General features: G+C 70.3%; 22 protein-coding genes. 21 read left to right on the plus strand and 1 reads right to left on the minus strand.

What is annotated here, in order from left to right:
• Positions 1-8: 8 nt before the first annotated feature.
• The 6 genes from ACR3ZA_RS11655 (at position 9) to ACR3ZA_RS11680 (ending at position 4393) form a co-directional block, all read left to right on the plus strand.
• Positions 9-356 carry a LysM peptidoglycan-binding domain-containing protein gene (locus tag ACR3ZA_RS11655; RefSeq protein ID WP_473662114.1) on the plus strand — a complete coding sequence of 116 codons (348 nt, stop codon included), beginning with the start codon at positions 9-11 and terminating at the stop codon, positions 354-356.
• Positions 357-425: 69 nt separating this feature from the next.
• The gene (locus tag ACR3ZA_RS11660; RefSeq protein ID WP_473662115.1) at positions 426-1514 is read left to right on the plus strand and encodes a histidinol-phosphate transaminase; all 1089 of its coding nucleotides are present in this window, start codon (positions 426-428) and stop codon (positions 1512-1514) included.
• Between the two features lie 10 nt (positions 1515-1524).
• Positions 1525-2130 carry an imidazoleglycerol-phosphate dehydratase HisB gene (gene hisB / locus ACR3ZA_RS11665; RefSeq protein WP_473662116.1) on the plus strand — a complete coding sequence of 202 codons (606 nt, stop codon included), beginning with the start codon at positions 1525-1527 and terminating at the stop codon, positions 2128-2130.
• A gap of 16 nt (positions 2131-2146) precedes the next feature.
• Positions 2147-2782, plus strand: coding sequence for an imidazole glycerol phosphate synthase subunit HisH (gene hisH, locus ACR3ZA_RS11670; RefSeq protein WP_473662117.1), 636 nt, complete (start codon positions 2147-2149; stop codon positions 2780-2782).
• Between the two features lie 94 nt (positions 2783-2876).
• Positions 2877-3626: a bifunctional 1-(5-phosphoribosyl)-5-((5-phosphoribosylamino)methylideneamino)imidazole-4-carboxamide isomerase/phosphoribosylanthranilate isomerase PriA gene (gene priA, locus ACR3ZA_RS11675; protein ID WP_473662118.1), complete on the plus strand. Its 750-nt coding sequence runs from the start codon at positions 2877-2879 to the stop codon at positions 3624-3626.
• A gap of 8 nt (positions 3627-3634) precedes the next feature.
• On the plus strand, positions 3635-4393 hold the full coding sequence (locus ACR3ZA_RS11680) for an SseB family protein (protein WP_473662119.1): 759 nt from the start codon (positions 3635-3637) through the stop codon (positions 4391-4393).
• On the opposite strand, the gene ACR3ZA_RS11685 is transcribed toward ACR3ZA_RS11680, so the two are convergent.
• The gene (locus ACR3ZA_RS11685; protein WP_473662120.1) at positions 4386-4727 is read right to left on the minus strand and encodes a DUF1844 domain-containing protein; all 342 of its coding nucleotides are present in this window, start codon (positions 4725-4727) and stop codon (positions 4386-4388) included. The two genes, ACR3ZA_RS11680 and ACR3ZA_RS11685, sit on opposite strands and share 8 nt — an antisense overlap.
• A gap of 192 nt (positions 4728-4919) precedes the next feature.
• Here ACR3ZA_RS11685 and infC point away from each other — a divergent pair, with 192 nt between their 5' ends.
• From infC to argF, 15 genes are all read left to right on the plus strand, one after another.
• Positions 4920-5591 (plus strand): translation initiation factor IF-3, encoded by a 672-nt coding sequence (infC, locus tag ACR3ZA_RS11690; RefSeq protein ID WP_473662246.1) that lies wholly within the window; start codon positions 4920-4922, stop codon positions 5589-5591.
• Complete coding sequence (gene rpmI / locus ACR3ZA_RS11695) at positions 5584-5778, plus strand: 50S ribosomal protein L35 (protein WP_473662121.1); 195 nt, start codon at positions 5584-5586, stop codon at positions 5776-5778. The genes infC and rpmI overlap by 8 nt, the downstream gene beginning before the upstream one ends.
• Before the next feature lie 28 nt (positions 5779-5806).
• A complete protein-coding gene (gene rplT, locus ACR3ZA_RS11700) occupies positions 5807-6193 on the plus strand; it encodes a 50S ribosomal protein L20 (RefSeq protein WP_294181582.1) in 387 nt (128 codons plus the stop codon).
• A 228-nt stretch (positions 6194-6421) separates the two neighbouring features.
• Complete coding sequence (locus tag ACR3ZA_RS11705) at positions 6422-7216, plus strand: TrmH family RNA methyltransferase (RefSeq protein WP_473662122.1); 795 nt, start codon at positions 6422-6424, stop codon at positions 7214-7216.
• Positions 7217-7309: 93 nt separating this feature from the next.
• Positions 7310-8047: an ATP-binding cassette domain-containing protein gene (locus ACR3ZA_RS11710; protein ID WP_473662123.1), complete on the plus strand. Its 738-nt coding sequence runs from the start codon at positions 7310-7312 to the stop codon at positions 8045-8047.
• A 36-nt stretch (positions 8048-8083) separates the two neighbouring features.
• On the plus strand, positions 8084-8941 hold the full coding sequence (locus ACR3ZA_RS11715) for a transporter substrate-binding domain-containing protein (protein ID WP_473662124.1): 858 nt from the start codon (positions 8084-8086) through the stop codon (positions 8939-8941).
• An 86-nt stretch (positions 8942-9027) separates the two neighbouring features.
• Positions 9028-9675 (plus strand): ABC transporter permease subunit, encoded by a 648-nt coding sequence (locus ACR3ZA_RS11720; protein WP_473662125.1) that lies wholly within the window; start codon positions 9028-9030, stop codon positions 9673-9675.
• Positions 9672-10586: an ABC transporter permease subunit gene (locus ACR3ZA_RS11725; protein ID WP_473662126.1), complete on the plus strand. Its 915-nt coding sequence runs from the start codon at positions 9672-9674 to the stop codon at positions 10584-10586. The genes ACR3ZA_RS11720 and ACR3ZA_RS11725 overlap by 4 nt, the downstream gene beginning before the upstream one ends.
• Before the next feature lie 70 nt (positions 10587-10656).
• Positions 10657-11697 (plus strand): phenylalanine--tRNA ligase subunit alpha, encoded by a 1041-nt coding sequence (gene pheS, locus ACR3ZA_RS11730; protein WP_473662127.1) that lies wholly within the window; start codon positions 10657-10659, stop codon positions 11695-11697.
• A complete protein-coding gene (gene pheT, locus ACR3ZA_RS11735) occupies positions 11697-14180 on the plus strand; it encodes a phenylalanine--tRNA ligase subunit beta (RefSeq protein WP_473662128.1) in 2484 nt (827 codons plus the stop codon). The genes pheS and pheT overlap by 1 nt, the downstream gene beginning before the upstream one ends.
• 261 nt (positions 14181-14441) lie before the next feature.
• Positions 14442-15488, plus strand: a complete 1047-nt coding sequence (argC, locus tag ACR3ZA_RS11740) for an N-acetyl-gamma-glutamyl-phosphate reductase (RefSeq protein ID WP_473662129.1) — start codon at positions 14442-14444, stop codon at positions 15486-15488.
• Positions 15485-16651 (plus strand): bifunctional glutamate N-acetyltransferase/amino-acid acetyltransferase ArgJ, encoded by a 1167-nt coding sequence (argJ, locus tag ACR3ZA_RS11745; RefSeq protein WP_473662130.1) that lies wholly within the window; start codon positions 15485-15487, stop codon positions 16649-16651. The genes argC and argJ overlap by 4 nt, the downstream gene beginning before the upstream one ends.
• Positions 16648-17559 (plus strand): acetylglutamate kinase, encoded by a 912-nt coding sequence (gene argB, locus ACR3ZA_RS11750; protein WP_473662131.1) that lies wholly within the window; start codon positions 16648-16650, stop codon positions 17557-17559. The genes argJ and argB overlap by 4 nt, the downstream gene beginning before the upstream one ends.
• Complete coding sequence (locus tag ACR3ZA_RS11755; protein ID WP_473662132.1) at positions 17556-18758, plus strand: acetylornithine transaminase; 1203 nt, start codon at positions 17556-17558, stop codon at positions 18756-18758. Before argB ends, ACR3ZA_RS11755 begins: the two co-directional genes overlap by 4 nt.
• Positions 18755-19678: an ornithine carbamoyltransferase gene (argF, locus tag ACR3ZA_RS11760; RefSeq protein ID WP_473662133.1), complete on the plus strand. Its 924-nt coding sequence runs from the start codon at positions 18755-18757 to the stop codon at positions 19676-19678. Before ACR3ZA_RS11755 ends, argF begins: the two co-directional genes overlap by 4 nt.

Here is a 19678-nt window from a genome sequence, read left to right on the forward strand (position 1 = left end):
AACGACAGATGAGCACCATGGTGATGAATCCGACCGTCGTCGCACTGCCGCGTCTGCGGCTCACCCCGCGCGGTCGTGCCGTCTTCGGCACGCTGGCCGCCATCCCGCTCGTGCTGCTGGCGCTCGCGCTCGGCGTGGGCGCGCCCAGCGCCGATGCGGGCGCCACGGCCTCCCTCGACACCTTCAGCTATGTCTCGGTCGCGCCGGGGCAGTCGCTCTGGCAGGTCGCCGAGACGCTCGCCCCCGGGGCCGACCCGCGCGAGGTCATCGCCGACATCATGGCGCTGAACCAGCTGGCGTCGAGCGCGGTGGAGCCGGGGCAGAAGCTCGCCATTCCGACCGCCTACGCTCCCTGATCGGTGAGGCTGCGTCGGGCAGCGCTCGCGGGCCCGACTGAGCTCCGCGACCCTCAGTAGACTCGGCGAGTGGTATCGCTCTCCGACCTCCCGATTCGTGACGACCTCCGCGGTCAGACCCCTTACGGGGCACCGCAGCTGCACGTGCGCTACGCGCTCAACGTCAACGAGAACACGCACCCGATCCCCGAAGACACGGCGCGGCACATCGTGGAGTCGCTCGCGCGGGCGGTGCTGCAGATCAACCGCTACCCCGACCGCGAGTTCACCGCGCTGCGGGAGGCCCTCGCGGCCTACCTCGGTCACGACCTGAACCCCGAGAACATCTGGGCCGGGAACGGCTCCAACGAGATCATCCAGCAGACGCTGCAGGCCTTCGGCGGCCCCGGCCGCAAGGTGCTGGCCTTCCCGCCGACCTACTCGATGCACGCGATCATCGCGCACGGCTCCGGCACCGAGTGGGTCGAGGCGACGCGCGACGCCGACTTCGAGATCTCGGCGGCGACCGCGGTCGCCGCGATCGAGCGCGAGCAGCCCGATCTGGTGTTCTTCTGCGCGCCCAACAACCCGACCGGCACCCCCGTGCCGCTGGAGACCATCGAGGCGGCCTACGCCGCGACCGACGGGATCGTCTTCGTCGACGAGGCCTACGCCGAGTTCATGCCCGACGGGGCTCCGAGCGCGCTCACGCTGCTCGCGGGCCGCGAGCGCCTGCTCGTCTCGCGCACGATGAGCAAGGCCTTCGCGTTCGCCGGGGCGCGGCTGGGCTACCTCGCCGCGGAGCCGGCCGTGGTCGACGCCTTCCGGCTGGTGCGGCTGCCGTACCACCTGTCCGCGCTCACGCAGGCAGCTGCCGTCGCGGCGCTCGAGCACGCCCCCGCGATGCTGGCGATGGTCGACGACATCCGCGGTCAGCGCGACCGGCTGCTCGTCGAGCTCCCGAAGCTCGGATACCGCCCGTTCGAGAGCTGGGCGAACTTCGTGCTCTTCGAGGGCCTCGAATCGCCCAAGGCCACCTTCGAGGCGCTTCTCGAGCGAGACATCCTGGTGCGCGACGTCGGCATCCCCGGGTCGCTGCGCGTCACCGCCGGCACCCGAAGCGAGACGAGCGCGTTCCTTGCGGCCCTCGCCGAGCTGGGGCCGGGCGGCGCTCGATAGACTCCCAGGCATGAGCACATCCCGCGTCTCGAGCCTGCGCCGTCAGACGAGCGAGTCGAGCATCGAACTCGAACTCAACCTCGACGGCAGCGGCATCGCCGACATCTCCACGACGGTTCCGTTCTTCGATCACCTGCTCACCGCGTTCACCAAGCACTCGCTCATCGACCTCACGGTGCGCGCCCACGGTGACACCGAGATCGATGTGCACCACACCGTCGAAGACACCGGCATCGTGCTGGGCCAGGCGATCAAGCAGGCGCTCGGCGACAAGTCGGGAATCGGTCGCTACGGCGACGCTCACGTGCCGCTCGACGAGGCGCTCGCGCGCGCGGTCGTGGATGTCTCCGGGCGTCCGTACCTGGTGCACTCCGGCGAGCCCGAGGGCTTCGAATTCCACCTGATCGGCGGCCACTTCACCGGTTCGATGGTGCGCCACGTGCTCGAGGCGATCACCTTCCACGCCGGCATCACGGTGCACCTCACGGTGCTCGGCGGTCGCGACCCGCACCACATCGCCGAGGCCGAGTTCAAGGCGCTCGCGCGCGCCTTCCGTCGCGCCGTCGAACCCGACGCGCGCGTCAGCGGCGTGCCGTCGACGAAGGGCTCGCTGTGACCGAGGGGCGTCGCTCGTGACGGCATCCCCGTCGGTCGTCGTCCTGGACTACGGATCCGGCAACGTCCACTCCGCCGCCAAGGCCCTGGAGCTGGCCGGCGCGCGCGTCGAGCTCACGGCCGACCGCGACCGGGTGGCGGCGGCCGACGGGCTGCTGGTGCCCGGAGTCGGCGCGTTCGCGGCGGTCATGGCCGGGCTGGAGAGCGTTCGCGGCGGTGAGCTGATCGAGCGCCGGCTCGCCGGCGGGCGCCCGGTGCTGGGCATCTGCGTCGGCATGCAGGTGATGTTCGAACGCGGCATCGAGCGCGGCAGCGATGTCGAGGGCCTGGGCGAGTGGCCCGGCACGATCGAGGAGCTGCACGCGCCCGTGCTGCCGCACATCGGCTGGAACACGGTCGACGCGCCCGAGGACTCCCGGCTGTTCGCGGGCATCCGCGACGAGCGGTTCTACTTCGTTCACTCCTACGCGGCACGCGAGTGGAGTCTGGAGGCGACCGGCGCATTCCCGGCGCCGAGGGTCACCTGGGCCGAGCACGGGGAGCGCTTCGTCGCCGCTGTCGAGAACGGTCCGCTCGCCGCCACGCAGTTCCACCCGGAGAAATCCGGCGCCGCGGGCATCGCGCTGCTGAAGAACTGGCTGCGCGGACTCTGAGCGCGCGGCCGCGGCCGCGGTCACGGCGTCCACGAAACCGCGCTACGATCTGAATCTTGTTTGCGGGTTGTGAACTCCCCGCGGGAAGACCGAGATGAGCGAATTCAATATCGCCCCTGCCCTGACCCTGTTGCCCGCCGTCGACGTCGCGGGCGGCAAGGCCGTTCGACTGACGCAGGGCGAGGCCGGCTCCGAGACCAGCTACGGCGATCCGGTTGACGCGGCGCACCAGTGGGCCGATGAGGGCGCCGAGTGGATCCACCTCGTGGACCTGGATGCGGCGTTCGGTCGCGGAAACAACCGCGCGGTGATCAAGAAGGTCATCAAGAACACACCCAAGCACGTCAACATCGAGCTCTCCGGCGGCATCCGCGACGACGAGACGCTGGAGGCGGCGCTCGCGACCGGCGCCAAGCGCATCAACCTCGGCACCGCCGCGCTGGAGAACCCCGAGTGGGCCTCCTATGTGATCGGCGCCTACGGCGAGGCGATCGCGGTCGGTCTGGACGTGCGCGGCACGACGCTCGCCGCGCGCGGATGGACGCAGGAGGGCGGCGATCTCTGGACCGTCATGGAGCGCCTCGAGGCCGCCGGCTGCGCCCGCTACGTCGTGACCGACGTCACCAAGGACGGCACCCTCAAGGGCCCGAACATCGAGCTGCTGCGTCAGGTCATGGAGAAGACGCACAAGCCCGTCATCGCCTCCGGCGGCATCGCCAACCTCGACGACATCGCGGCGCTGCGCGAGCTCGTGCCGCTCGGGCTCGAGGGCGCGATCATCGGCAAGGCGCTGTACTCGGGGGCGTTCACGCTGCCCGAGGCGCTCGACGTCGCCGGCGGCTGATCCGAGCCGTGACCGGCGCCACCGACTCCGCCGGCGTCCCGTGGGCGGGGCGCTCGTTTCCGGAGACCGCCCCCAGCAGCGATGACGGTTCGCCCGATCCGCGGCTGAGCGACGCGGTGGCGGCGTTCCGCACGGGAGACCTCGACCTGCCTCGGCTGATCGCGGTGCTTCACGAGGTGCGCCTCCTCATCCCGCTGATCGCGGTCCGCGGCGACGAGGGCGTGGGCGCTCACGGCCAGCTGGTCGACAAGACGCAGGAGCTCTCCATCGTCACGGTCGAAGGGCCGGACGGGCGCGCGGTGCTCCCCGCGTTCAGCGGTGTCGAGTCGATGCGCCGTTGGAACCCGGAGGCGCGACCGATTCCGATCCAGGCCCCGCGGGTCGCGATCGCCGCCGCCACCGAAGGCACGGAGCTGATCGCCATCGATCCCGCGAGCGAGAACGGCTTCGTGCTGCGGCGACCCGCCTTCCGCGCCCTGGCGCTGGGGGAGAGCTGGACGCCGTCCTACGCCGACGCGGAGGTCCGCGCCGTGCTGCAGCGCGCGATCGAGGGGGAGCCAGCCGTGTCCGAGCTGGATACCCTCGCCGGAGATCCCGAGGCGCGGCTCGCGGGCCCGGAGCTTCAGATCCGGCTGACGGTCGAACCGGGACTCGATGCGACGGCGCTCGAAGAGCTCGTGGCGCGCCTCGCGGAACGCTGGGCGAACGAGCCGATCATCGCCGAGCGGGTCGACTCGCTCGGGGTGGGGATCCGTCCGGCTAGTTGACCGGCCCGGTCCACTTCTCGCCCGGACCCTTGCCGATCTCGTCGGGGAACGCGGACGCCTCGCGGAAGGCCAGCTGCACCGAACGCAGACCGTCGCGCAGCGCACGCGCGTGGTGGTCGCCGAGGTGCGGGGCCGACGCCGTCACGAGGCCGGCGAGCGCGTCGATGAGCTTGCGCGCCTCGTCGAGGTCGGTCGCCATGTCGGGGTCGTCCGCGAGCCCGGTCTTGACGGCCGCCGCGCTCAGCAGGTGCACCGCGACGGTGTTGATCACCTCGACCGCCGGCACGTCCGCGATGTCGCGAATCTCGTCGTCGTAACCCTGCTCTTCGCTCACGCGCTGTCCTCTGCTATTCTGATGCGGGCTCCGGGGCCAGATCCCCGGACACGAAAGTGGAGAAATCCCACCCGCCGACCGCTTCCAACAGGTTATCGGGTCAGTTGCACTCCGCCGCTCACGCGGTAGCCAGGGTGCATTGATGAAGGGCGTCGACTCGACGCGCGACAGGGAATTCGTCTTCGTTCGTGCCTGGCAGCAGGGCTACGCACACACACGAAGGAGTTCCGCATCAGCGATCCCAGAACGAACGACCGGATCCGTGTCCCCGAGGTCCGCCTCGTCGGACCCAACGGAGAGCAGGTCGGCGTCGTCCGCATCGAGGACGCCCTGCGCCTGGCGCAGGAGGCCGACCTGGACCTGGTCGAGGTCTCCCCGACCTCGAAGCCGCCCGTGGTGAAGATCATGGACTACGGCAAGTTCAAGTACGAGCAGGCCCAGAAGCAGAAGGAAGCTCGGCGCAACCAGGCGAACACGATCCTCAAGGAGGTTCGCTTCCGTCTGAAGATCGACAAGCACGACTACGAGACCAAGCGCAAGCGCGCGGAGGGCTTCCTCCAGGCGGGCGACAAGGTGAAGGCCATGATCCTCTTCCGAGGCCGTGAGCAGTCCCGACCCGAGCAGGGTGTTCGTCTGCTGCAGCGCTTCGCCGAAGATGTTGCCGAGTTCGGCACCGTGGAATCCACGCCGACCATCGACGGTCGCAACATGGTCATGGTGATCGGACCGCACAAGAACAAGGCCGAGGCGAAAGCCGAAGCCCAGGCCAAGAAGGCCGAGACCAAGGCACGGACCCAGTCCGGTGCCCAGAGCGAGGCGCAGGAAGTCGCGGCGCCCACCACCGCAGGAGAGAAGAATGCCTAAGCAGAAGTCGCACTCGGGTGCCAAGAAGCGTTTCCGGGTCACCGGCAGCGGCAAGGTCGTGAAGCAGGGCGCGGGCATGCGTCACAACCTCGAGCGCAAGTCCTCGAAGCTCACGCGTCGCCTCAACAACGACGTCGTCCTCGCTCCGCAGGACGCCAAGGTCATCAAGAAGCTCCTGGGCAAGTAAGCCCGGATCCCGAAAAGGAACGAAACTCATGGCACGTGTAAAGAGGGCGGTCAACGCCGCCAAGAAGCGCCGCACTACGCTCGAGCGCGCAGAGGGCTACCGCGGTCAGCGGTCGCGCCTCTACCGCAAGGCGAAGGAGCAGGTCACCCACTCCCTCGTCTACTCCTACCGCGACCGTCGCGCGAAGAAGGGCGAGTTCCGTCGCCTCTGGATTCAGCGCATCAACGCCGCGGCGCGTGCGAACGGCCTGACCTACAACCGTCTGATCCAGGGTCTGGGTCTCGCGGGCGTCGAGGTCGACCGTCGCATCCTCGCCGAGCTCGCGGTCAACGAGCCGGCCACGTTCGCCGGCCTCGTCGAGGTCGCGAAGAAGGCTCTGCCGACCGACGTGAACCAGCCCGCCTCGGCGGCCTGATCACCCAGGTCGAGCAGCGGGCGAAGCCCGCAGCGCTTGCTGGTCGAGTAGCGGGCGAAGCCCGCAGCGTTTGCTGGTCGAGCAGCGGGCAAATCCCGCACTGCTTGCTGGTCGAGTAGCGGGCGAAGCCCGCGTATCGAGACCGCTCACGAAGGCGCGCATCCCTCAGGATGCGCGCCTTCGTCGTTTCATCGCCGTCCGATCATCTCCGCTCAGTAGCATGCGGACATGATCGACAATCCGCGCTCGCCGCGAGTGCGCGCGGTTCACAAGCTCGCCAAGCGCGCGGCCCGCACCTCCACCGGCCTGTTCCTGGTCGAAGGGCCGCAGTCCGTGCGCGAGGTGCTGGCCTATCGGCCGGAGCTGCTCGTCGAACTGTTCATGACCGAGGCGACTCGCGACCGGTCGGCCGACCTGGTCCAGGCCGCTCAGCGAACCGGCGTCGCGGTCGAGCTCGTCTCCGAGCAGGTGCTCGCCGCGATGGCCGACACCGTGACCCCGCAGGGCGTGATCGCGGTCTGCCGCACGCTGGTGATGTCGGTCGACGACATCATGGCCAGCGGCCCTCGCCTGGTGGCGATCCTGCACGAGGTGCGCGATCCCGGCAATGCCGGCACGATCATCCGCGCTGCGGATGCCGCGGGCGCCGACGCCGTGATCTTCACCGGCAGCACCGTCGATGCCTACAACCCGAAGGTGGTGCGCTCGACCACGGGTTCGCTCTTCCACGTGCCGATCGTGCAGAACGGCACGCTCGACGACGCCCTCACGACGGTGCGCGCCGCGGGTCTGCAGGTTCTGGCCGCCGATATCAAGGGCGACGATCTGCCCGCCGTGCGCGACCTGCTCACCGCGCCGACGGCGTGGCTGTTCGGCAACGAGGCGCGCGGGCTCACCGACGAGGAGCTGGCGCGAGCCGACCGTCCCGTGCGCTTGCCGATCTACGGACGCGCCGAGTCGCTCAATCTCGCCACGGCCGCCTCCGTGTGCCTGTACGAGTCGGCGTTCGCCCAGCGCTCCTGAGTCGCCCGCGCCTGCGCGGGCCGAGGTTGCACTCGGGTCACGTTTCCCTGCGGACCGTTGACCCCCGAGCGGGGGTCATGTTTTGCTGGGGTGATGGAGCCGCTCGTCATCCTCGACCACGTCAACAAGCACTTCGGTGCGCTGCACGTGCTCAACGACATCAACACGACCATCGGTCGCGGCGAGGTCGTCGTCGTCATCGGGCCCTCGGGCTCGGGCAAGTCGACGCTGTGCCGGGCGATCAACCGACTCGAGACGATCGACGACGGCACCATCACGATCGACGGCACCCCGCTGCCGAGTGAGGGTCGCGGGCTCGCGAAGCTCCGTGCCGACGTGGGCATGGTGTTCCAGTCCTTCAACCTGTTCGCGCACAAGACGGTGCTGCAGAACGTCACGATCGGCCAGGTCAAGGTGCGCAAGCGCTCCAAGGCCGAGGCCGAGACGCGCGCGATGGAGCTGCTGGAGCGCGTCGGCGTCGCCAACCAGGCGCAGAAGATGCCCTCGCAGCTCTCCGGCGGTCAGCAGCAGCGCGTCGCGATCGCCCGTGCACTGGCGATGGATCCGAAGATCATGCTCTTCGACGAGCCGACCAGCGCGCTCGACCCCGAGATGATCAACGAAGTGCTCGACGTGATGGTGCAGCTCGCCTCCGAGGGGATGACGATGGTCGTCGTCACCCACGAGATGGGCTTCGCCCGCAAGGCGGCCGACCGCGTCCTGTTCATGGCCGACGGCGAGATCGTCGAAGAAGCTACCCCTGAGGCGTTCTTCACGAACCCACAGACTTCGAGAGCGAAGGACTTCCTCTCGAAGGTGCTCACCCACTAACCGGTGGGAGAGCCACACAGCAAGGAGAGGGAATCCATGAGACTCCGCACACCACTGACGGCTGTCGCGATCGCCGCGAGCGCCGTGCTTGCTCTGAGCGCGTGCACGACGACGGGCGACACCACCGTCCCGGATGACGTGACGTTCGAGGCCGGCACGACCATGGCCGAGCTCAACGAGGCCGGAACGATCACGATCGGCACCAAGTTCGACCAGCCGCTGTTCGGCCTCCAGGGCCTCGACGGCAACCCGGAGGGCTTCGACGTCGAGATCGGCAAGATCATCGCGAGCGAGCTCGGCATCTCGGAGGACAACATCGAGTGGGTCGAGACCGTGTCGGCCAACCGTGAGCCCTTCATCGAGAACGGCACGGTCGACATCGTCGTGGCGACCTACACGATCAACGACACCCGCAAGGAAGTCATCTCGTTCGCGGGACCGTACTACCTCGCCGGTCAGGACATCCTCGTGCTCGCGGGCAACCCGGAGGGCATCACCGGCCCCGAGGACCTCGAGGGCAAGGACGTCTGCAGTGTCGCCGGATCGACCTCCGAAGCGAACATCGCCGAGTACGGTGTCAACCTCATCACCACCGACACCTACTCCAACTGCCTGGAGCCGCTGCGCAACGGCAACGTCATCGCGGTCACGACCGACAACGTGATCCTCGCGGGACTCGCCGACCAGAACCCGGGTGAGTTCGAGGTCGTCAACAACCCCTTCACGTCGGAGCCCTACGGCATCGGCCTCGCGAAGGATGACGACGTCTTCCGTTCCTTCATCAACGATGTGCTCGAAGAGTCCTACGCCGACGGTCGTTGGGCCGACGCGTGGAACTCCACCGCGGGCACCGTGCTCGACCTGCCGGAGCCCCCGGCGGTCGACCGCTACTAGGTATCAGGGGCGGACCCGCTCGCCGCGTGCGGGCGGGTCCGCGCTGATGCCCCACGACAGCTGACAGGCACGAGGAAGGAGACGCGGTGGACGCCGTCATCGATGTCACCCCGCTGTATTTCGAGGGGTTCCTGCAGACCCTCGCGCTGCTCCTGCTCGCCGGCTCGGGCGCATTCGTTCTCGGCGTGCTGGTCGCTGCGCTGCGCATCTCGCCGGTGCCGGTGCTGCGGGGTTTCGCCACCGCGTACACCGAACTGCTGCGCAACGTCCCGCTCCTGCTCGTCCTGTTCTTCTGCGCGTTCGTGCTTCCGCTGCTGGGCGTGCAGCTCGACTACTTCGTGCTCGCGGTCATCGGACTGACCGCGTACACCTCGCCCTTCGTCGCGGAGGCGGTGCGCTCGGGCATCAACGGCGTGCACATCGGCCAGGCCGAGGCGGCGCGCAGCCTCGGGTTCGCCTTCGGGCAGACGATCTCGCTCATCGTGCTGCCGCAGGCCGCGCGCATGGTGGTGCCGCCGCTGATCAACGTCTTCATCGCGCTCACCAAGAACACCTCGGTCGCGGGGGCATTCTTCGTCTTCGAGCTCTTCGGCGCGACGACGCGCGGCACACGTGATCATGGCGACCAGGTGATCCTGATGCTGCTGTACGCCGCCGTGCTCTACCTCGTCATCACCGTGCCGCTCGGGCTGATCGCCGGGGCCATCGAGAAGAAGGTGCGGGTGCTGCGATGAGCGGATCGGTTCTCTACGACGCCCCCGGCCCGAAGACGCGGCGCCGCTCGGCGATCGCCTCGGTCGTCTCCGCCCTCGCGCTGGTCGCGGCCGGCGCCTGGATCATCGCGACGCTCGCCGCGCCGCGCGTCGCCGCCAACGGCGCCGAGACCCCCGGCATGTTCGACGGGTCGCGCTGGGACATCGCCCTGAACCCGCTGCTCTGGGAGAACTTCGGCCGCGGCGTGCTCGCGACGCTCGCGATGGCCGCCGTCGCCGCCGTGCTCGCCGTGCTGCTCGGCATCCTGCTGTCATTCGCTCGCACCGCCCGCAGCATGTGGGTGCGCGTGCCGACCGCGGCGCTGCTCGAGTTCGTGCGCGGGATGCCCGTGCTGCTGATGATCTTCTTCATCTTCCTGGTGTTCTCGACCGGGGCGTACTGGGCCGGGGTGCTCGGGCTGGCCGTGTACAACGGGGCGATCATCGGCGAGGCGCTGCGCGCCGGCATCGTGTCGCTGCCCAAGGGGCAGGGCGAGGCCGGCTATTCGATCGGACTGACACCGCTGCAGACGCGGCTGTCGATCGAGTTCCCGCAGGCGTTCCGGCAGATGCTGCCGATCATCATCGCCCAGCTCGTCGTGCTGCTGAAGGACACCTCGCTCGCCTACGTCGTCGGCTACAACGAGCTCGCCCGCACCATCAAGAACCTGCAGAACGCGCTCGGCAACCGCTACCTCTTCACGCTCTTCATCATCGGACTCCTGATCTACCTGATCATGAACCTGACGCTCTCGTGGCTCGCGCGCGTGATCGCGAAGCGCAGCGGGCCGAAGCTCGGCAAGGTGACGCCGGACGACGTGCCGCCGGTCGGCTCGCAGGGCACGCAGGCGATCACGATGGTGCGGCCGAACCGCGGGAAACCGCCCAGCTAGCCGCGGCCGTGACGGAGCCGGCGACCGAGCCCGCGAAGTGCGGGGCGTCGCCCGACTAGACTCGACGCTCGTGTCCGACTCCCCGCAGATCACCGAACAGACGGTCAACGCCGCGGTCGACGCGGCGCTCGCCGCCATCGCCGACGCGACCGACTCCGCAGCCCTGAAGGCGGCGCGATCCGCCCACGCCGGAGAGGCGTCGCCGCTGGCCAAGCTCAACGCCGCCATGCGCGACGTGCCCGCCGACCAGAAGGCCGCCGCGGGCAAGCTCGTCGGCCAGGCGCGCGGTCGCGTGAACCAGGCGCTCGCCGCCCAGGAGGCGGTCGTGCTCGCCGCCGAGGAGCAGGCGCGCCTCGTGAGCGAGACGGTCGATGTGACCGCGCTGCCGTCGCGCTGGCGGGCCGGGGCCCGGCATCCGCTGTCCCTCCTCATGGAGGAGATGAGCGACGTCTTCGTGGCGATGGGCTGGGAGGTGGCCGAAGGCCCCGAGCTCGAGCACGAATGGTTCAACTTCGACGCGCTCAACATGGACGAGGACCACCCGGCGCGCAGCGACCAGGACACCTTCTTCGTTGCGCCGCAGGACCGCCACCTGGTGCTGCGCACCCAGACCAGCCCGGTGCAGATCCGCTCGCTGCTGGAGCGCGACCTGCCGGTGTACGTGGTGAGCCCGGGCAAGGTGTTCCGCAAGGACGAGCTCGACGCGACCCACACGCCGGTGTTCCACCAGATCGAGGGCATCGCCATCGACCGGGGCCTCACCATGGCGCACCTGCGCGGAACGCTCGAGCACCTCGCGCGCGCCATGTTCGGGCATGAGGCGCAGATCCGACTGCGTCCCAACTTCTTCCCCTTCACCGAGCCGAGCGCCGAGATGGATGTCTGGCAGCCGAACGCCAAGGGCGGCGCGCGCTGGGTCGAGTGGGGCGGCTGCGGCATGGTCAACCCGAACGTGCTGCGCAGCGCCGGCATCGATCCGGACGAGTACCAGGGCTTCGCCTTCGGCATGGGGATCGAGCGCACCCTGCAGTTCCGCAACGAGATGAATGACATGCGCGACATGGTCGAGGGCGACGTTCGCTTCTCCCGGCAGTTCGGAATGGTGGTCTGATGCGCGTCCCGCTGAGTTGGTTGGGGGAGTGGGTCACGCTTCCCGAGGACGTCACGCTCGAGCAGGTGCACGAGGCGCTCGTCAAGGTCGGCTTCGAGGAGGAGGACGTTCACACCTCCGACATCACCGGCCCGGTCGTCGTGGGGCGCGTGATCTCGGCCGAGCCCGAGCCGCAGTCCAACGGAAAGACGATCAACTGGTGCCAGGTCGACGTCGGCGACGCCGAACCGCGCGGCATCGTCTGCGGGGCGCACAACTTCGCGCCCGGTGACAAGGTCGTGGTCTCGCTTCCCGGCGCCGTACTGCCGGGGCCGTTCCCGATCTCGGCCCGCAAGACCTACGGCCACATCTCCGACGGGATGATCGCCAGCGCCCGTGAGCTCGGGCTCGGCGACGAGCACGACGGCATCCTGCGCCTCATCGAGCTGGGTCTCGACCCCGAGCCCGGCACCGACGCGATCGAACTGCTGGGCCTCGCGGATGCGGCGGTCGAGATCAACGTCACGCCGGACCGCGGCTACGCCTTCTCGATCCGTGGGGTGGCGCGCGAGTACTCGCACGCGACCGGCGCGCACTTCCGCGACCCGGTCGACGCGGTCGCGGTCGCCGCGCCGAGCGAGACCTTCCCGGTGACGATCGCCGACGACGCCCCGATCCGCGGCCGCGTCGGCTGCTCGGCCTTCGCGACGCGCGTGGTGCGCGGGATCGACGCGACCCGACCCACTCCGCCGTGGATGGCGTCGCGGCTGCGGCTGGCGGGCATCCGCTCGATCTCGCTCGCGGTCGACATCACCAACTACGTCATGCTCGAGTTCGGCCAGCCGCTGCACGGCTACGACCTCGCCACGCTCGCCGGCGGCATCACGGTGCGCCGGGCGCGCGCGGGCGAGACCCTCGAGACGCTCGACGGGGTGGTGCGCAAGCTCGACGTCGAAGACCTGCTCATCACCGACGAGTCCGGCCCGATCGGCATGGCCGGTGTGATGGGCGGGGCGAGCACCGAGATCTCGGATACGACGGCCGACGTGCTGATCGAGGCGGCGAACTTCGACCCGGTCTCGATCGCGCGCGCCGTGCGCCGCCACAAGCTGCCGAGCGAGGCGGCGAAGCGCTTCGAGCGCTCCGTCGACCCGCGCATCGCACGAGCGGCCGCGACGCGCGCCGCCGCGCTGCTGGTGGAGTTCGCCGGCGGCACGCTCGACGTGCTCGGCACCGACCTCGACGACTCGGTCGAGTCCGCGCCGATCACGCTGGCGCTGTCGCGCCCGCAGGCCCTGATCGGGGTCGCCTACACGCAGGCCGAGGTCATCGAGGCGCTCGAGCGCATCGGCGCGACCGTGGACGTCTCGGGCGAGACGGCGACCGTCACCCCGCCGAGCTGGCGCCCCGACCTGACCGACGAGGCGGCGCTGATCGAAGAGGTGGCGCGCATCACCGGCTACGACCGGGTCGGCTCCGAGCTGCCGGTCGCGCCTCCCGGACGCGGGCTCAGCCGCAGCCAGCGCGCCCGTCGTCGCGTGGCGCAGACGCTCGCCGCGGCCGGCGCCACCGAGGTGCTGGCCTATCCGTTCCTCACGGCGGCCGCGATCGACCGCTTCGAGCCGGGGGCTCCCGCGGTGAAGCTCGAGAACGCGCTCGATGCGCAGGCGCCGTTCCTGCGCCGCAGCCTGCTGCCGGGCCTGCTCGACATCGCCCGCCGCAACCTGTCGCGCGGTCTCACCGATCTGGCGCTGTTCGAGATCGGCGGGGTATTCCGTCCGGAGCCCGGCGTCGAGTACGGCACCGCGGCCAACCCGAGCGGCGGCGTGCTGCCGAGCGCGAGCGAGCTCGCCGAGCTCGAGGCGGCCCTTCCGGCGCAGCCGTGGCGCGTCGGCGGGCTGCTGCTCGGCGATGTGACCCCGAAGCAGCCGGGCGCGGTCGCCGCTCCGAGCGGCGTCGCCGATGCCCTCGACCTGGCACGTCAGGTCGGGCTGGCGCTCGGTGTCGAGCTGACCGCGGTGACGGGCGCGCATCCGGCGCTGCACCCGGGTCGCACCGCCGAGGTCCGCGTCGGCGAGACCGTGGTCGGCGTGGCGGGCGAACTGCTCCCGGCGATCGCCGACGAGCTGGACCTGCCGCGCGTGGTGGCGCTGCTCGAGCTCGACCTGGATGCGCTGCTCGCCGCGGCGCCGGAGCAGGTGACGGCGCAGCCGATCGGCACGCTGCCGGCGGCGACGCAGGACCTGTCGCTCGTGGTCGCGGCCGAGATCCCCGCCGGGGATGTGCTCGCCGCGGTGCGCGAGGGCGCGGGCGACCTGTTGGAGCACATCCAGCTGGTCGATGACTACCGCGGCCAGGGCCTGCCCGAGGGCGCGAAGTCCTTGACCTTCGCCCTGCGCTTCCGAGCCCCCGACCGCACCCTCACCGCCGCCGAGGCCACCGACGCCAAGCTCGCCGGCGCCGCCCTAGCAACGTCACGCCACGCCGCCGCCCTCCGCGAATAGCCCCGCGGGGATGCATCCCTGACCCTCCCGCGTGCCGCGCGCGGCACTCGCTTGCGTCAGGGATGCATCCCGCGCGCCCAGAAGGGGTAGGGTCGGGGCATGGATCACGTGCAGAGTGCGCTCGGGGGGCTTTCCTCCCGCCGTCTGCGTCGCGCGCGCCGAATCTCGGCGACGCCGCGCCGCTGATCCCACCCCTTCCGGTTCAGCCAGGCTCGACGTCGCCGCTCCGATTCCGTTCCGTCGAACCCTAAGGTTGAAGTCATGCCCTATTCCGTTGCCGTCGCTGGCGCGAGCGGCTATGCGGGCGGCGAGCTGCTGCGGCTGCTCGCCGGTCACCCCGATTTCGAGATCCGCACCGTCACCGCGCACAGCAACGCCGGTCAGCCGCTCATCGCGGCCCAGCCGCACCTGCGCTCCCTCGCACATCTGACGCTCGTCGAGACGACCCCCGAGACCCTCGCCGGCCACGACGTCGTCTTCCTCGCCCTCCCGCACGGCGCCTCCGGCGCGATCACCGCGCAGCTGCCCGCCGACACCCTCGTCATCGACTGCGGAGCGGATCACCGCCTCGAGTCGGAGACGGACTGGGCGGCCTTCTACGGCGGCGATTTCTTCGGCGCCTGGGAGTACGGCGTGCCCGAGCTGCCCCGCCACGAGGGCCCGAGCCAGCGCGAACGGCTCGCCGCCGCCCGTCGGATCGCCGCCCCCGGCTGCAACGCCAGCACCGTCGCGCTCTCCCTCGCTCCCGGCATCGCGGCCGGGGTGATCGAGGCGACCGACCTGGTGAGCGTGCTCGCCGTCGGGCCTTCGGGTGCCGGCAAGAGCCTGAAGACGAACCTGCTCGCGAGCGAGATCCTCGGCTCGGCGAACCCGTACGCCGTGGGCGGCACCCACCGCCACATCCCCGAGATCCAGCAGGCGCTGCGCTGGGCGGGCGCCTCCGAAGTGACGCTCTCGTTCACCCCGGTGCTGGTGCCGATGTCGCGCGGCATCCTCGCCACCTCCACCGCGCGGCTCGCTCCCGGTGTCGACGCCGCCTCGGTGCGCGCCGCCTGGGAGACCGCCTACGCGGGCGAGCCCTTCGTGCAGCTGCTGCCCGAGGGTGTCTTCCCGCGCACCGCCGACGTGCTCGGCGCGAACACCGCGCTTCTCGGCCTCGCGGTCGATGAGGCGGCCGCTCGGGTCGTCGTCGTCGCGGCGGTCGACAATCTCGTCAAAGGCACCGCCGGTGCCGCCATCCAGTCGGCCAATCTGGCGCTCGGTCTCGACGAGCACCGCGCCCTGCCCGTGAACGGAGTCGCCCCGTGACCGTCACCGCCCCCACCGGATTCCTGGCTGCCGGCATCGCCATCGGCCTGAAGTCGAACGGCAACCCCGACCTCGCTCTTGTCGTCAATCGCGGCCCGCTGCACAGCGCCGCCGCCGTGTTCACCAGCAACCGCGCGCAGGCCAACCCGATCATCTGGTCGAAGCAGGTTATCGCCGACGGCGAGGTGAGCGCGATCGTGCTCAACTCGGGCGGCGCCAACTGCTTCACCGGCGCCGAAGGGTTCCAGACCACCCACGCGACCGCCGAGGCGGTCGCCGAGTCCCTGCAGCGCCTCGACGCCGACGTCTCGGCCGGCGACGTGCTCGTCTGCTCGACCGGCCTGATCGGCCTGCAGTTGGACCGCGAAAAGCTGCTGCCCGGCGTCGCGACGGCCGCGAATGCGCTTCGCGCCGACGGCGGGGCCGCCGCCGCCCGCGCGATCATGACCACGGATTCCCACCCCAAGACCGCGATCCGCGCCCGGAACGGCTGGACGATCGGCGGCATGGCGAAGGGCGCGGGCATGCTCGCCCCGGGCCTGGCGACGATGCTCGTGGTCATCACGACCGACGTCGACCTGTCGAGCGCCGAGCTCGACACGGCGCTTCGCGCCGCCACCCGGGTCAGCTTCGACCGCCTCGACTCCGACGGCTGCATGTCGACCAACGACCAGGTGACGCTGATGGCGAGCGGCGCCTCCGGCATCCGCCCCGACCTGGCACTGTTCACCGAGATGCTGACCGAGCTCTGCCTCGACCTGGCGACGCAGCTTCAGGCGGATGCCGAGGGCGCCAGCCACGACATCACGATCGAGATCGTGAACGCCGCGAGCGAGGATGACGCCGTCGAGGTGGGCCGCTCGATCGCCCGCAACAACCTGTTCAAGGCGGCCGTGTTCGGCAACGATCCGAACTGGGGCCGCGTGCTGGCGGCGATCGGCACGACGAGCGCCGAGTTCGACCCGTACGCGGTCGATGTCAGCATGAACGGCGTCCGCGTCTGCTCGAACGGCGGCCCGGACCGTCCGCGCGAGGAGGTCGACCTGAGCCCGCGCGCGACGCACGTGCTCGTCGACCTGAAGTCGGGCGAGCAGACCGCGACGATCTTCACCAACGACCTGACCCACGACTACGTGCACGAGAACAGCGCCTACAGCTCATGACCGACAACGAATTGGAATCCCTCGATCCGCGCGCCGCCCAGGCGGAGCTGAAGGCGGCGACGCTGATCGAGTCGCTGCCCTGGCTGAAGCGCTTCTCGGGCGAGATCGTCGTGATCAAGTTCGGCGGCAACGCCATGGTCGACGACGAGCTGAAGCGCGCCTTCGCCCAGGACATGGTTTACCTGCGCTACCTCGGCCTGAAGCCGGTGGTGGTGCACGGCGGCGGTCCGCAGATCTCGTCGATGCTCGACCGGCTCGGCATTCCGAGCGAGTTCGTCGGCGGCTACCGGGTGACGACGCCGGAGGCGATGGAGATCGTGCGCATGGTGCTCACCGGTCAGGTGAGCCGCGAGATCGTCAGCCTGATCAATGAGCACGGCCCGCTCGCCTCGGCGATCTCCGGCGAGGATGCGGGACTGTTCAAGGGTCGCCGCCGGGGCGCCGTGGTGAACGGCGAGACCGTCGACATCGGCCAGGTCGGCGATGTGGTCGAGGTCGACCCGGCCGCGGTGCTGGCCGAGATCGCGGCGGGGCGCATCCCCGTCGTCTCCTCGATCGCCCCCGACGTGGATGCGGCCGGCCAGTCGCTGAACGTGAACGCCGACTCGGCCGCCGCCTCGCTCGCGGTCGCGCTGGGCGCCGCGAAGCTCGTGGTGCTGACGGATGTCGCGGGCCTGTACCGCAATTGGCCGGATCGCGATTCGCTCATCTCGATGATCGATGCGACGGAGCTGACGGCCCTGCTGCCGAGTCTGGAGAGCGGAATGATCCCGAAGATGTCGGCGTGCCTGGAGGCGGTGAACGGCGGGGTCGCCAAGGCGGCGATCATCGACGGCCGTCGCCCGCACTCGATCCTGCTGGAGATCTTCACCGACGCCGGCATCGGCACCGAGGTGGTGCCCGCATGAGCGCGCGGACCCCGGAGATCGTGGCGCGGTTCACCGATGTCATGATGCGCACCAATCCGCGCCCGTTCGCGATCCTCGACCACGGCGAGGGCGCGCGGGTGTGGGATGTCGACGGCAACGAGTACCTGGACTTCCTGGCCGGGATCGCGGTGAACGCGCTGGGGCACGCGCATCCGGTCGTCGTGGAGTCGATCCACGCGCAGGCCTCGCGTCTGGTGCACATCTCGAACTACTTCGCGAGTGAACCGCAGCTGGCGCTCGCCGAACGGCTGGTGCGGCTGAGCGGCGGCGACCGCGTGTACTTCGCGAACTCGGGGGCGGAGGCTATCGAGTCGGCGATCAAGCTGGCCCGGCTGACCGGGCGCACCCGCATCGTCGCGCTCGAGGCCTCGTTCCACGGACGCACGATGGGCTCGCTCTCGCTCACCGGCAAGCCGGCGCTGCGGGCCCCGTTCGAACCGCTCGTGCCGGGGGCGGCGCACATCGCCCCGACGATGGAGGCGCTGGAGGCGGAGTTCGCCGAGCACGGCGACGAGCTGTCGGCGATCGTGATCGAGCCGATCCAGGGCGAGGCGGGGGTCGTCGAGCTGCCGGAGGGCTTCCTGCGCCGCGCCCGCGAACTGACCACCCAGCACGGCGCGCTGCTGATCCTGGACGAGATCCAGACCGGCGCCGGCCGCACGGGGGAGTGGTTCGCGTTCCAGCGCGAGGGCATCGTCCCGGACGCGATCACCTTGGCGAAGGGCATCGGCGGCGGAGTGCCGATCGGCGCCTTGGTCACCTTCGGGGCGACCAGCGACCTGTTCCAGCCCGGTCAGCACCTGTCGACCTTCGGCGGCAACCCGCTCGCCACGGCGACGGCGGATGCCGTGCTGGCCGAGATCGAGCGCGCCGGCCTGGTCGAGAACGCGGCCCGCCGCGGCGTCGAGCTGCGTGCGGCGGTCGAGGGTCTCGCCTCGCCGCTGGTGCGCGAGGTGACCGGCGCCGGTCTGCTGATCGGCATCGTGCTCACCCAGCCGGTCGCGGCGGCACTGGTCGCGGCCGCGCACCAGCGCGGGCTGATCATCAACGCGACGACCGATTCGCGCATCCGTCTCGCCCCGCCGCTCACGATCGGCGAGGCCGAGATCGCCGAGTTCGCGGAGAAGTTCGCCGCCGCCCTGTCCGACGTCCAGACCCCTGCAGGAGACACCCCATGACCCGCCACTTCCTTCGCGATGACGACCTGAGCGCCGCCGAGCAGTCCGAGATCCTCGACCTCGCCGCCGAGATGAAGGCGGATCGCTGGGGCCGTCGCCCGCTGGAGGGCCCGCAGACCGTCGCCGTCATCTTCGACAAGTCGTCGACGCGCACCCGGGTGAGCTTCGCGGTCGGCATCGCCGACCTCGGCGGCAGCCCGCTGATCATCTCAACCGCGTCGAGCCAGCTCGGCGGCAAGGAGACCCCCTCCGACACGGCGCGCGTGCTGGAGCGCATGGTCAGCGCGATCGTCTGGCGCACCTACGCGCAGGCGGGCCTGGAGGAGATGGCGGCGGGCACCCGCGTGCCGGTCGTGAACGCGCTGAGCGACGACTTCCACCCCTGCCAGCTGCTCGCCGACCTGCTCACGATTCGCGAGCACAAGGGCGAGCTGGCGGGCCTCACGGTGACGTTCCTGGGCGACGGCGCGAGCAACATGGCGCACAGCTACCTGTTGGCCGGCGCGACCGCGGGCATGCACGTGCGCGTAGCCGCCCCCGAGGAGTTCGCCCCGGCGGAGAGCGTGGTGGCGGATGCTGACCGCCGCGCCGCCGAGACGGGCGGCTCGGTGACGATCTACACCGACGCCCTCGAAGCGGTCGCCGGCTCCGACGTCGTGGTCACCGACACCTGGGTGTCGATGGGCAAGGAGGAGGAGAAGGCGCACCGCGTGGCGACGTTCGGCGGCTACCAGGTGACGCGCGAGCTGATGACGCTCGCGAAGCCCGACGCGATCTTCCTGCACTGCCTGCCGGCCGACCGCGGCTACGAGGTCGAGGCCGAGGTCATCGACGGCGCGCAGAGCGTCATCTGGGATGAGGCGGAGAACCGCCTGCACGCCCAGAAGGCACTGCTCGCCTGGCTGCTCGAGCGCGCCTGA

Source organism: Herbiconiux sp. J20-20 (assembly GCF_057365085.1).